Origin of the sequence: Pseudomonas sp. PvP001, assembly GCF_040546375.1 — a bacterium.
GTDB classification, from domain to species: Bacteria; Pseudomonadota; Gammaproteobacteria; order Pseudomonadales; family Pseudomonadaceae; genus Aquipseudomonas; species Aquipseudomonas coleopterorum.
The window spans coordinates 3275781-3288864 of the sequence record NZ_JBEPNQ010000001.1; the positions used below are offsets into that span (position 1 = coordinate 3275781).

The window sequence follows — 13084 nt, forward strand, 5'->3', positions numbered from 1 at the left end:
GCAGTATCTGACACAACGCGGTGCAACCAAACGCAAGCTTAACGCTCCCCCTGTAGCAGCGGCGCAAGCCGCGTCGGCGGTCCCCGCGAAATATCTGACACAACGCGGTGCAACCAAGCGCAAGCTTAACGCACCCCCTGTAGCAGCGGCGCAAGCCGCGTCGGCGGTCCCCGCGAAATATCTGACACAACGCGGTGACGCCCAACGCGGCCTGCGCCGCAGCCACAGGAATACCGCCAATCTTTACGCCGAATAAACCGGCAGCTTGGCGCAGATGGCCTGGACCTTCTGGCGCACGGCATCGATCACCGCTTCATTGTTCAGGTCAGCCAGGATGTCGCAGATCCAGCCGGCCAGTTCCTGGCACTCGGCTTCCTTGAAACCACGGGTGGTCACAGCCGGCGTACCAAAGCGCAGGCCGGAGGTGACGAACGGCGAGCGGGGGTCATTGGGCACCGAGTTCTTGTTGACGGTGATGAATGCCTTGCCCAGCGCCGCGTCTGCGTCCTTGCCGGAAATGTCCTGCTTGATCAGCGACAGCAGGAACAGATGGTTCTCGGTACCACCGGAAACCACGTCGAAACCACGGTCGATGAACACCTTGGCCATGGCCTGGGCGTTCTTCACGACCTGCTGCTGGTAGGTCTTGAACTCGGGCTGCAGCGCTTCCTTGAAGCACACGGCCTTGGCGGCAATGACGTGCTCCAGCGGGCCGCCCTGGGCACCTGGGAACACCGCCGAGTTGAGCTTCTTCTCGATCTCGGCATTGGCACGCGCCAGAATCAGGCCGCCACGAGGACCGCGCAGGGTCTTGTGGGTGGTGGTGGTGACCACGTCGGCGAACGGCACCGGGTTGGGGTACACGCCAGCGGCAACCAGGCCGGCCACGTGGGCCATGTCGACGAACAGGTAGGCACCGACCTTGTCGGCGATTTCACGGAAACGCGGGAAGTCGAGGATCTGCGAGTAGGCGGAAAAACCGGCCACGATCATCTTCGGCTTGTGCTCCAGCGCCAGGCGCTCGACTTCGTCGTAGTCGATCAGGCCCTGGGCATCGATGCCGTACTGGACGGCGTTGTACAGCTTGCCCGACGAAGAAACGCTGGCGCCGTGGGTCAGGTGACCGCCGTGGGCCAGGCTCATGCCCAGGATGGTATCGCCTGCCTGCAGCAGGGCCAGATAGACCGCGCTGTTGGCCTGGGAACCGGCGTGCGGCTGAACGTTGGCGTAGTCGGCGCCGAACAGCTCCTTGGCGCGGTCGATGGCCAGTTGCTCGATCACGTCGACGAACTCGCAGCCGCCGTAGTAGCGCTTGCCAGGATAGCCTTCGGCGTACTTGTTGGTCAGCACCGAGCCCTGGGCTTCCATCACAGCGGGACTGGTGTAGTTTTCCGAGGCAATCAGCTCGATGTGATCTTCCTGGCGCTGGGCTTCTTGCTCCATGGCGGCAAAGAGATCGGCATCGTACTTGGCGAGTGTCTGGCTACGGCTGAACATGGCGGTCCTCAGGGATCGGGATGTTGGGAAAGGCGAGCATTCTACCCCATCGGCTTTTGTCTGGCATATGAAAGGCAGTCATCGCGTGGACAAGCGGGCTTCATGTCTGGTTGTGCCCACTCATGCCGTAGGAGCGGTCATCGGCCGCGAAAGCCTCACCGCAGTCCACCTGACCCACCGCATCGACCCATCGCGGCCACAGACCGCTCCTGCGGGGTCAGATCCTGCGCGTAGTCACTGAAGCAGAAACAGCGCGTCGTTGCTGAACTGCGTCTCGAAGCGATGGGCCTGCATCGGGCGCCCGAACAGGTAGCCCTGAACCTCGTCGCAGCCATGCTCGCGCAGGAACTCCAATTGTTCATGGGTTTCCACGCCCTCGGCGATGACCGAAAGGTTCAAGCTGTGCGCCATGGCGATGATCGCCCGCGCAATCTGCGCATCCTGCTCGCCGGACGGCAGGCCATCGACGAAGGTGCGGTCGATCTTCAGCACGTCGATGGGGAACTGCTTCAGATAGTTGAGCGACGAATAGCCGGTGCCGAAATCGTCGACCGCAATGCTCAGGCCGAGATTCTTCAAGGTGTCGAGGATCATCATGGCTTCGTTGACCTCGCGCATCAGGATGCTCTCGGTCAGTTCCAGCTCCAGGCACGCCGGTGGCAGACCACTGATTTCCAGCATCCGGGCGATGCGATTGCCCAACTGACCATCGGCGAACTGCCGCGCAGAGATGTTCACCGAGATCTTGGGCACGCGCACCTTGGCCAGATGCCAGGCCTTGAGCTGGCGACAAGCCTCGGCCAGCACCCAGTCGCCCACATCCACCACCAGGCCGAGCTCTTCGAGCACCGGGATGAACTCGACCGGCGGCACCAGGCCACGGCGTGGGTGATTCCAGCGCAACAAGGCTTCGGCACCGGTCAGGCGTTTGCCGTCGCCGCTGAACTGCGGCTGGTAGTACAGCACGAACTCCTGTTGTTCCAGGGCGTGGCGCAAGTCGCTTTCCAGCTCCAGGCGCTCCAGCGCCGTGGCGTTCATATCGGCCTGGTAGAACTGGAAGTTGTTCTTGCCTCGCTCCTTGGCGTGATACATCGCGGTGTCGGCGTTCTTCATCAGTTGGCTCAGCTCGCCGCCGTCCTGAGGGCTCAAGGCGATGCCCACACTGGCGGTAACGAAGAACTCGCGGCCCTCCAGCACGAAGGGTTTGACCAGGCTGCCGAGAATCTGCTCCGCCACATGAATGGCCTGATTCAACGCCAGCTCGCGGGTGGCGCGCGGTTGCAGCAGCAGGGTGAACTCGTCGCCGCCCATGCGCGCCACCGTGTCGTCATCGTCGACGCAGCCCAGCAGGCGCGTGGCCATGTCCTTGAGCATACGGTCACCGGCGGCGTGGCCGAGGGAGTCGTTGATCGGCTTGAAGCGGTCGAGGTCGAGGAACATCAGCACCACCCACGATTGCTGGCGCTCGGCTTGCTGCAGGGCGTTGTACAGGCGGTCCTGGAACAGCGTGCGGTTGGGCAGGTGGGTCAGGGCATCGTAGTAGGCCAGGCGATGGATGCGCTGCTCACTGGCCTTGCGCTCGCTGATGTCGCTGAAGAAACACACGTAGCTGGCCAGGTCGCCTTCGTCGTCGAGTACCGCGGTGATGCCGACCCAGGCCGGGTAGTGCTCGCCGTTGCGACGCTTGAGCCAGACCTCACCTTCCCAGGTACCGCGCTGTTGCAGTTGCTTGAGCACGTAACGCAGGTGCGCTTCCTGCTGGTCATCCACGGTCAGCATGTTCGGCAACTGGTCCAGCACCTGGGCCACGGCATAACCGCTGACGCGGCTGAAGGCCTCGTTGGCCTGCACGATGTAGCCCGCCGGATCGGTGATCAGAATCGCCGACGTCGAATGCTCGAACACCGTGGCGGCCATGCGCAGGTCCTTTTCGGCGCGGCGTTGCTGGCTTACGTCGCGACCCACGCCCAGAATGCCTTCGAACGTCCCCTGGGTGTCCCAGATCAACACCAGGCGCAGCTCGATGGGAATCTTGCGACCGTCGTTGCGCAGGCAGTCGAACATGAACACCTGGGTCTTGAGGTCGCTGCGCAGAGCGGCCAGCTCGGCCGGCGCATGCAGCGCCTGGTGGACCTGGGTCAGCAGCGCGTTGATACCCGTCAGCTGTGCAGGATTGGCCAGCATGCCTTGCCAACCGTTCTGCATCACCCAGTCCGCGTCGAAGCCCAGCACCGTCTGCACCGAAGGGCTGACGTAGTTCAGCTCCATGCGGTTGTTGGTGGAAAAGATCACATCGCTGATGCTTTCGGCGAGCATGCGATGGCGTTTTTCGCTCTGGCGCAGCGATTCGCTCGCGGTCCTGTGGCTGGTGACGTCGGTGATACTGAGAATGACCGCGTGGTAGTCCTTGGCGTGTTCGGGAAAACGCACCGTCACCCACAGGTACTGATCGTGGCCCTGCTGGTTGTCCAGGCGGATCTCCAGCTCCAATTGCTGCTGACGCTCCAGCAGCGCCCCGATCAATTGATGGCCGATGCCAGTGGCCCGGTCCGACCAGCCCTCGATCAGCTTGCGCCACGCCTGATCGTTGGTGTGCACTTGCAGCACGCGCAGGGCAACGTGGTTCACTTCGGTGATGCGCAGTGCCTGCAACAGCTCCTGACGGGTTGCCGGATTGTCCTCCAGCCACCGGCCAAGATCGGTGCGCTCGTTCAGCCCCACCCGTTCGAACAACGCCAGCACACCTGACAGATCGAGCACGCACAGGGCCACGCCCGCGCCCTCGAAGATGTCCCGATAGCGCCGACGCTCCTCGTTGAGTTCGCGCTGACGGCGGCGCATGCTCAACAGCGCCAGCAAAGGCACCAGCGAGATCAACAAGCCCAGCAGGCATTTACCTATCAACGGCGGCAGCAACGCCAGCCGCGCTTCACGGGCGTCGAACAGGCTGCGCAACTGCCAGTCACTGTGGCTCAGCTGGGTGACCAGCACACTCTGGTTCAGCTCGGTGGTGCTCAGTTCGGAGGCGCTGATCGGGGCAGGGTCGGCGCGGTTGATGACGTGCTTGTCGACATGGTTTTCCAAGACCCAGCCAGGGTTCTGCCCACGCTCGACCTGATGAATGAGCCGACTGATGACGATCGGGCTCATGCGCAGCAGCCAGTAGCCATTGGTGTTCTCACCGGGCTGGCGGATCAACAGATAGACCAGGTCTGCCGTCGGGCTGTTGGTGTAGTAGTGGCTGTCGCCGTCCAGGCGACCGACCAGGGCGGTGATAAAGGCATCGTCGTTGGCTTCGAGCAAAGTGTCGGCGATGATTCGGGCATCGCCACTGAGCCAGGCCAGGCTTTGCAACTCGGGCACCGAGCGGCGTACGCGGGTGACGGTTTCGGCCCGCTCGCGAGCGCTGGGGAAAGGCTGGGTGGTGAGCAACTGGTTGAGCACGATCTGCGCATTGAGCGCCATGTTCAGATTGACGTGATCGGCCAGGTCCGCACTGTAGTCGATGCTGTGCTGGCGTCGGTCGGCCTGGGTACGCTGGAACTGGTCGAACAGCTGCCAGAACAGCAGCATCAGCAGCATCAATACCAGGAGCGCCAGCGCGCCCTTCAACGAGCCGTGCAGCGGAGTACCTGACCCTTGGACAGGCGGGCGCAAGGAGGACGGCTGATTGAGATTGGGCAAACTGAACATCCTGCGATATGACAGTCGTGGGCAGGCATAGGCGTGTACCCAGGCATGGGCACATGAATCATGCGTGTTACACCTCGCACTATAAGCTGTAGCGCCCAAATCCGGCTAGATTTCTGTAGCAGCGCAGCGCGCCGCGCAAGGCGTGCCCAGTCCATGTAGCAGCGGCGTAAGCCGCGTCAGCAGACGCCACCGTACCCCGCCGCGATCCACCACCCCTGCAGACCATCGCCCAGGCACGCACTGGTTTGCCCTGACTCCCGCATTCCGGTAGCTTTGAACACCTTGCGGGGGCCCAAGCTTCCATCCTCTATCTCGCACCTTCTTTATCCAGGTTCATTCCATGGCTCAATACGTCTACACCATGCATCGGCTGAGCAAAGTCGTTCCGCCGAAGCGGGAAATCCTCAAGAACATCTCGCTGTCCTTTTTCCCCGGCGCCAAGATCGGCGTGCTCGGCCTCAACGGCTCGGGCAAGTCCACCCTGCTCAAGATCATGGCCGGTGTCGACAAGGAGTTCGACGGCGAAGCCCGGCCGATGCCTGAGCTCAACGTCGGCTACCTGCCTCAGGAACCTCAGTTGGACCCGACCAAGACCGTGCGTGAAGTGGTCGAGGAAGCGGTCAGCGTGATCAAGGACGCCCAGGCTCGCCTGGACGAAGTCTACGCCGCCTACGCCGAGCCGGATGCCGACTTCGACAAGCTGGCCGCCGAACAGGCCAAGCTGGAAGCCATCCTGCAGGCCAGCGACGGTCATAACCTGGAGCGTCAGCTGGAAGTCGCCGCCGATGCCCTGCGCCTGCCGGCCTGGGATGCCAAGGTCGAGCACCTGTCCGGTGGCGAGAAGCGCCGCGTGGCCCTGTGCCGCCTGCTGCTGTCGGCCCCCGACATGCTGCTGCTCGACGAGCCGACCAACCACCTGGACGCCGACTCCGTGGCCTGGCTGGAGCACTTCCTGCACGACTTCCCCGGCACCGTGGTGGCGATCACCCACGACCGGTACTTCCTCGACAACGTCGCCGGCTGGATTCTCGAACTCGACCGCGGCGCCGGCATCCCCTACGAAGGCAACTACTCGGGTTGGCTCGAAGCCAAGTCCGATCGTCTGGCTCAGGAATCCAAGCAGCAGTCGGCCCATGAAAAGGCCATGAAGGAAGAGTTGGAATGGGTGCGCAAAGGCGCCAAGGCCCGCCAGTCCAAATCCAAGGCGCGTCTGCAGCGTTTCGAGGAAATGCAGTCCCAGGAATTCCAGAAGCGTTCGGAAACCAACGAGATCTACATCCCGGCCGGTCCGCGCCTGGGCGACAAGGTCATCGAATTCAAGAACGTCACCAAGGGCTACGGCGACCGCGTACTGATCGACAACCTGTCGTTCGCCATGCCCAAGGGCGCGATCGTCGGCGTCATCGGCGGTAACGGTGCAGGTAAATCGACCCTGTTCCGCATGCTCATGGGCAAGGAACAGCCGGATTCGGGCTCCATCGAAATCGGCGAAACCGTGCAACTGGCCTGTGTCGACCAGAGCCGCGACGACCTGGACGGCAGCAAGTCGGTGTTCCAGCAGATTTCCGACGGCTCCGACCAGATCCGCATCGGCAACTACGAAATCCCCTCACGCACCTATGTCGGTCGGTTCAACTTCAAGGGCGGCGACCAGCAGAAGTTCGTCAAGGACCTGTCCGGTGGTGAGCGCGGTCGCCTGCACCTGGCGCTGACCCTCAAGGAGGGTGGCAACGTCCTGCTGCTCGACGAACCGTCCAACGACCTCGACGTGGAAACCCTGCGCTCGCTGGAAGAAGCCTTGCTGGACTTCCCGGGCGCAGCCATCGTGATCTCTCACGATCGCTGGTTCCTGGACCGTGTGGCCACGCACATCCTGGCCTACGAGGATGACTCCCAAGCGGTGTTCTTCGAAGGCAACTACACCGAGTACGAGGCCGATCGCAAGAAACGCCTGGGTGAGGCGGCTGCTCAGCCGCACCGTGTTCGCCACAAGAAGCTGGCGTAAACGAAAATGGGGCCCTGAAAAGGGCCCCCATTTTTTTTGTTTGACGACTGTGGACGGTCAGGGGCTCACGGCCCTGTCTGAATGCTCGTGATTTCCACGGTCAGATCGCCCGCCGGACGTCGCCAGACGCGCTCTTCACCCACTTCCGCACCCAACAGTGCCCGACCCAGGGGCGAGGCCCAGTTGATCAGGCCAACGCCCGCATCCGCTTGATCCTCGCCTACCAGGCACACACGCTGCTCGACACCTTGATCGTCGGCAAAGGTAACCCAGCTGCCGATCTGCACTTTTGCCGTAGAGGTGATGGGTGCTACCACCTGGGCGTGCTGCAGGCGGTGCTGGTAGTAGCGCATGTCCCGTTCCAGATCGGCCATGCGCTGACGATCGGCGCGCTCGCCCATCGCCGTCTGCTCAGCCTGCAGGATCTGCACTTCAGTAACCCGCGCTTGCAGCTGGGCCAGCCCGCTGGCGGTCACGTAGTTGGGCTGGGTGCTGATCAGGCGTTCAACAGGTTGAGTCGCCTGAGCGGCAGCGTGGTCTTCATTGACGAATGCCCTGCTCATGATATTCCTCCCTTATGGGGCGGTATTGATCGCCCTGAGCGCAGGAGTACCGCGAATCCAAAGACAACCCATGGCCGCAGCCAGTTGTCGCAAGCCAGCATGACTCCTACAGTAACCACTGCTTGTAAAGGTTAGGCCGCAATATCCGGTCATAGTTGCATTCGCCACCGTCGCCTCGAACGCTTCCAGGCAGAGCCGAGCACTTGGCTAGTAGTGGTACCACTTGACCTCGAGCATGACCTCGTTGCGTGGCGAGCTCAGATGGCTGAAATCGCGTTGCGCGCTCAGGCGCAGCCCCAGGTTGCGGGACACTTCCCACTGCTGGTTCAGGCTCAGGCTGCGGCGCACCTCGCCGTTGGCGAAGTAGTCGCCCTTGCCTTCGAGGCTGAAGTTGCCCAGGGCGTTCTTCCACAGCACACCGCTGTTGAATCCCGCCGCTGGCGCGACGAACTGGGCAAAGTCGTTGTTGTGCTCCACCCGCACCGTGCCCAGGGCGAAGCCCAGCACCTGTTCGCTGAGCTGCCAGGTGCCACCGGCGCCGCCATTGACATGGGAGACCAGGTTCTCGTCACCGTGTTTGCCCAGCACCCGTTCCAGACCGCCGGTCACTTGCCAGGACAGCGGCTGCAACAGCTCGTTGCGCGGCGTCAGCGAGCGGATGGTGGCCAGATCCAGCTGCTGCACCTGCCATTTGTTGCCTTCGTACTGGCGCACTTTCAGGCCGAGAATCTCGATCTGCGCGCCGAGCGGAAAGCCTTCGGCGTTGTCATTGAGGTCGTGATAGGCCATGCGCAGGCCGTACTCGGCGAACGCGGTATCGCCGCGGGTGCCGACGCCTGCACTCCAGGTCCGCGACTGATGGCCGTCCTCGGGCAGGCCGGGCCGGTCGATGGCCAGCGGCGGCGGTGGATTGCGATTGATCGCGCGCAGCAGTTGAAAGCTGCGCTGAGTCCGCGCCGGATCGCGTTCCTGGCCGGTGGCCCGATAACGCTCCAGACGAAACGCGGCATCCTGGATCAATGCCTGGCGGTCCTTGCCCAAGGCCTGGAAGCCTTCGCTGTCGATCTGCGCCGTGTCGGCGGCAATCTTCTGCACCCATTGCTGCTCGCTGCTGTCCAGCGGCTTGGCGCGTTCGAGCAGCTCCCGCTCGCGGGAGGCGCGGTAATCGATCTTCTCGACCAGGCCGGCCGCCTTCACCGCTTTCACGGTGTCCGTGGGAATGGCGGTCAGGGGGAACTGCGAAGTCAGGTCCAGGCCCGGCCGGGCCACCTGGAGCAGTTCGAGCAGGCGATACGAGCAGTTTTCGTCAAAGAAGAAATAATCGAACTGCACCTGCTTGAGTTCCCACACGTGCTCGACCATGCGCCCGGTCTCTTCAGGTGTGAGGTTGAGCCGGTACTCCCACAGGTCGCGGTTTTCCAGGCTGCGGTACTCGGAAAGCTTTTCCTGGTAGGGCACCAGGGCGAACAAGCCCGGATAGCCCCCGGCCAACCCCTTCCAGGCATACAGAATGCTGTTGTCGCTGCCTTCGACGTAGGCGCCGAAATTGATCGCATAGCTGAGCAGGGCGGTGTTGTTGCTCTGCACATCGGCCTGATCGATGCGCAAAAGGGTGTGCCCGAACATCGAAGAAGGACTGTTCAAATACGCCGCCGGGAAGATCAGAACTGCACTGTGGGGCGCAACGTCCGAGAACCACTTGGTGAATTCGGCACACTCCACGGTCGGCAGGTCAGTCAGGCCCAGCTGTTGCCGCAGCCAGCGGGTGCGCGCAGGAAACACACACTGCGCATGCTTGTCGCCGCTGCCCGCAGGTGCATAGATCGCCTGCAACGTAGCCTGCAGTTCGGCGTCCGGATGATGCGCGCCGTCGTCGGCCAGAAAGAATTTGCGGTCATCGACATAGCTGCGCCAGCCGCCGAGCTTGCCGCGCTCGTAGTGGCCGACGGAAATCCAGTAGGGATCGTTCGCCAATTGTTGCAGACGCTGAGCGTCGATGTGCGGAGCGGCGTGCAGCGGGGCGCACACGCAGAGCGCCAGGGAGGCAAGGCGTTTGAGCATGGTCGGCAACTAGTTCGGCGAAATCGGAAAAGGGGGGATGCCCGCCCCGAAAGGAGCGGGCGGGTCGAGCTTAAGCCTGGGTGGCGTATTTGGCCAGACGTGGATCGTTTTTCAGAACGGCGATGGTGTTGCTGTGCACGTCTTCAGCGGTGGTGTCGGCGCTGCTGAAGATCTGCTGGAAGTGCTCGTGGGTGACCGACTGGAAGTAGGCACGGTCTTCGGGAGCGACGCCCAGAACCACGGCATAGGTGGTCAGTGCTTCGCCTTGGCCCTTGGCCATGTCTTCGGACAGCTCGTCCATCATGCCATTCATGGCAATCCAGGATTTACCGCCGTAGGTCAGTGCCGCGTTGGTCGAGCAACCGTTGGTGCCCGAGGTCATGCCGAAGGTGGCGTTGCCCGAAGTGCCGTTGGTGGTGGAAGCCAGGAAGTGCGCAGGCGTGCCGCGCTGGCCTTCGAACAACATGTTGCCCCAACCGCAATCCGGACCACCGGGCGCTTGCGCCATGGCGTTGATCGAGACGGCGGCGAACAGAGTACCCAGCAGAATCCGTTTCATAGCGTTGTTCTCTTTTTGATGTGCTTACTGAGGGTCTAATGCCTGGCGAACCAGGACGGGTCGGTTATTGGGCCGACCGCGTAACTTGGAGTTTAGGCAAGCATTGCAGTTCCGCACGAAATGACTAACTTGCAGCGTTGGCCGGCAAGCCCCGGTGCAGCTTGCGCCGCCGCCACAGAAGCGCCCAGAATGACAGCATCTGTCCCGCCGAAGTAAGGATGCCCGATGCCCGATTCTGTAGCTGCCAGCCTGCGTCTTGCGCCCGAGGCACTGACCCGCCCGTTTTCAGCTGAACAGTTCAACTTCACCACCACCAACGACCTGGAGCCCTTTCGCGGCGTGCTGGGTCAGGAACGCGCCGTCGAGGCCTTGCAGTTCGGTGTCGCCATGCCGCGCCCCGGCTACAACGTATTCGTCATGGGCGAGCCCGGCACCGGCCGCTTCTCGTTCGTCAAACGCTACCTCAAGGCCGAAGGCAAGCGCCTGCAGACCCCGGCCGACTGGGTCTACGTCAACAACTTCGACGAGCCGCGCGAACCCCGCGCCCTCGAACTGCCGCCCGGCAGCGCCGGCGCGTTCATCGGCGACATCGGTGCGCTCATCGACAACCTGCTGGCGACCTTTCCGGCGGTGTTCGAGCACCCGTCCTACCAGCAACGCAAGAGCGCCATCGACCGTGCGTTCAATCAGCGCTATGACCGCGCCCTGGATGTGATCGAAAAGCTGTCGCTGGAAAAGGACATCGCCCTGTATCGCGACAGCAGCAACATCGCCTTTACCCCGATGCTCGACGGCAAGGCCCTGGACGAAGCCGAATTCGCCCAGTTGCCCGAAGCTGACCGCGAGCGTTTTCACACCGATATTTCCAATCTGGAAGAGCGTCTCAACGAAGAACTGGCCAGCCTGCCGCAGTGGAAGCGCGAGTCGAGCAACCAGTTGCGTCAGCTCAACGAAGAGACCATCACCCTGGCCCTGCAACCGCTGCTGGCGCCGTTGTCGGAAAAGTATGCCGAGAACGCCGCCGTGTGCGGCTACCTGCAGGCCATCCAGGTCAACCTGCTCAAGACCGTGGTCGAGCAGTTGGTCGATGACAGCAAGGCCGACGCCCAGGCCCGCAAGCTGCTGGAAGAACAGTACAGCCCCAGCCTGGTCGTCGGTCATCACCAGAGCGGTGGCGCGCCGGTGGTGTTCGAACCGCACCCCACCTACGACAACCTGTTCGGCCGGATCGAATACAGCACCGATCAGGGCGCGCTCTACACCACCTACAAGCAGCTGCGCCCCGGCGCGCTGCACCGTGCCAACGGTGGCTTCCTGATCCTGGAAGCCGAAAAGATGCTGGGTGAGCCCTTCGTCTGGGATGCGCTCAAGCGCGCCCTGCAATCGCGCAAGCTGAAGATGGAGTCGCCACTGGGCGAGTTCGGGCGCCTGGCCACCGTCACGCTCACACCGCAGATGATTCCCTTGCAGGTGAAAGTCATCATCATCGGCGCTCGTCAGCTGTATTACGCGCTGCAGGACCACGATCCCGACTTCCAGGAGATGTTCCGCGTCCTGGTCGACTTCGATGAAGACATCCCCATGGTCGACGAGAGCCTTGAGCAGTTCGCCCAACTGCTCAAGACCCGCACCTCGGAGGAGGGCATGGCGCCGCTGACCGGTGACGCCGTCGCGCGCCTGGCCACCTACAGCGCTCGCCTGGCGGAAAACCAGGGGCGTCTGTCGGCACGCATCGGTGACCTGTTCCAGCTGGTCAGCGAGGCAGACTTCATCCGCCACCTGGCCAACGAAGAGCGCACCGACGCCGGTCACATCGAGCGCGCGCTCAAGGCCAAGGCGACCCGCACCGGTCGGGTCTCGGCGCGGATCCTCGATGACATGCTGGCGGGCATCATCCTGATCGACACCAGCGGCGCGGCAGTCGGCAAGTGCAATGGCCTGACCGTACTGGAAGTGGGCGATTCGGCGTTCGGTGTCCCGGCGCGGATTTCGGCCACGGTGTACCCAGGTGGCAGCGGCATCGTCGACATCGAACGCGAGGTCAACCTGGGCCAGCCGATTCACTCCAAGGGCGTGATGATCCTCACCGGCTACCTGGGCAGCCGCTATGCGCAGGAGTTTCCCCTGGCCATTTCTGCCAGCATCGCCTTGGAGCAGTCCTACGGGTACGTGGATGGCGACAGCGCGTCTCTGGGCGAGGCCTGCACCTTGATCTCGGCGCTTTCGAAAATGCCGCTCAAGCAGTGCTTCGCGATCACCGGCTCGATCAACCAGTTCGGCGAAGTGCAGGCCGTGGGAGGCGTCAACGAGAAGATCGAGGGCTTCTTCCGTCTGTGCGAGGCCCGTGGCCTGACCGGCGAGCAGGGCGCGATCATTCCCCAGGCCAACGTGGCCACCTTGATGCTCGACGAAAAAGTCCTGCAGGCGGTGCGTGACGGCAAGTTCCATGTCTACGCCGTGCGCCAGGCCGACGAGGCGCTGAGCCTGCTGGCGGGCGAGCCTGCCGGTGAGCCCGACGAGAACGGCGCGTTCCCCGAGGGCAGCATCAACGCCCGTGTGGTGGAGCGGCTGCGAGTCATCGCGGAAATGATCAGCGAAGAAGACCTCAAGGAAGCCGAAAAGGAACAGGCGCTGGAAGAACTGGTCGAGGTCCGGCCGACGGTGTAGATCCCGGCTGAATTACGTTGCAGCTGGCGGGCCGAGCCA

The 13084-nt window shown here is 62.9% G+C and carries 6 protein-coding genes and 1 pseudogene; 2 read left to right on the forward strand and 5 right to left on the reverse strand.

All coding sequences use genetic code 11. The features are described 5' to 3' along the window. Positions 1-243: 243 nt before the first annotated feature. Together glyA and ABMD26_RS14955 are read right to left on the reverse strand one after the other, a co-directional pair. Positions 244-1497, reverse strand: a complete 1254-nt coding sequence (glyA, locus tag ABMD26_RS14950) for a serine hydroxymethyltransferase (protein ID WP_043192788.1) — start codon at positions 1495-1497, stop codon at positions 244-246. Positions 1498-1731: 234 nt separating this feature from the next. Beyond that, positions 1732-4350, reverse strand: a pseudogene (locus ABMD26_RS14955) (sensor domain-containing protein); the annotation flags it as partial. Between the two features lie 1180 nt (positions 4351-5530). Between ABMD26_RS14955 and ettA the strand changes: the two are divergent. Continuing rightward, entirely contained in the window at positions 5531-7195 is a 1665-nt protein-coding gene (ettA, locus tag ABMD26_RS14960) for an energy-dependent translational throttle protein EttA (protein ID WP_049860932.1), read from the forward strand. 65 nt (positions 7196-7260) lie between these two features. On the opposite strand, the gene ABMD26_RS14965 is transcribed toward ettA, so the two are convergent. From ABMD26_RS14965 to ABMD26_RS14975, 3 genes are all read right to left on the reverse strand, one after another. After that, on the reverse strand, positions 7261-7758 hold the full coding sequence (locus tag ABMD26_RS14965; protein ID WP_049860933.1) for a GreA/GreB family elongation factor: 498 nt from the start codon (positions 7756-7758) through the stop codon (positions 7261-7263). A 207-nt stretch (positions 7759-7965) separates the two neighbouring features. Beyond that, positions 7966-9819: an Lnb N-terminal periplasmic domain-containing protein gene (locus ABMD26_RS14970; RefSeq protein WP_320523123.1), complete on the reverse strand. Its 1854-nt coding sequence runs from the start codon at positions 9817-9819 to the stop codon at positions 7966-7968. Positions 9820-9889: 70 nt separating this feature from the next. Further along, positions 9890-10378 carry a DUF3015 domain-containing protein gene (locus ABMD26_RS14975; protein ID WP_049860935.1) on the reverse strand — a complete coding sequence of 163 codons (489 nt, stop codon included), beginning with the start codon at positions 10376-10378 and terminating at the stop codon, positions 9890-9892. A 225-nt stretch (positions 10379-10603) separates the two neighbouring features. Between ABMD26_RS14975 and ABMD26_RS14980 the strand changes: the two genes are divergently transcribed. Next, complete coding sequence (locus ABMD26_RS14980) at positions 10604-13045, forward strand: Lon protease family protein (protein WP_134723731.1); 2442 nt, start codon at positions 10604-10606, stop codon at positions 13043-13045. The last annotated feature ends 39 nt before the right edge of the window (positions 13046-13084 follow it).

Bases quoted from the DNA above. Each gene is read 5' to 3' on its own strand.
- ABMD26_RS14980 (WP_134723731.1), top strand. From the start codon at position 10,604: ATGCCCGATTCTGTAGCTGCCAGCCTGCGTCTTGCGCCCGAGGCACTG.
- ABMD26_RS14965 (WP_049860933.1), bottom strand. From the start codon at position 7,758: ATGAGCAGGGCATTCGTCAATGAAGACCACGCTGCCGCTCAGGCGACT.
- glyA (WP_043192788.1), bottom strand. From the start codon at position 1,497: ATGTTCAGCCGTAGCCAGACACTCGCCAAGTACGATGCCGATCTCTTT.
- ettA (WP_049860932.1), top strand. From the start codon at position 5,531: ATGGCTCAATACGTCTACACCATGCATCGGCTGAGCAAAGTCGTTCCG.
- ABMD26_RS14975 (WP_049860935.1), bottom strand. From the start codon at position 10,378: ATGAAACGGATTCTGCTGGGTACTCTGTTCGCCGCCGTCTCGATCAAC.
- ABMD26_RS14970 (WP_320523123.1), bottom strand. From the start codon at position 9,819: ATGCTCAAACGCCTTGCCTCCCTGGCGCTCTGCGTGTGCGCCCCGCTG.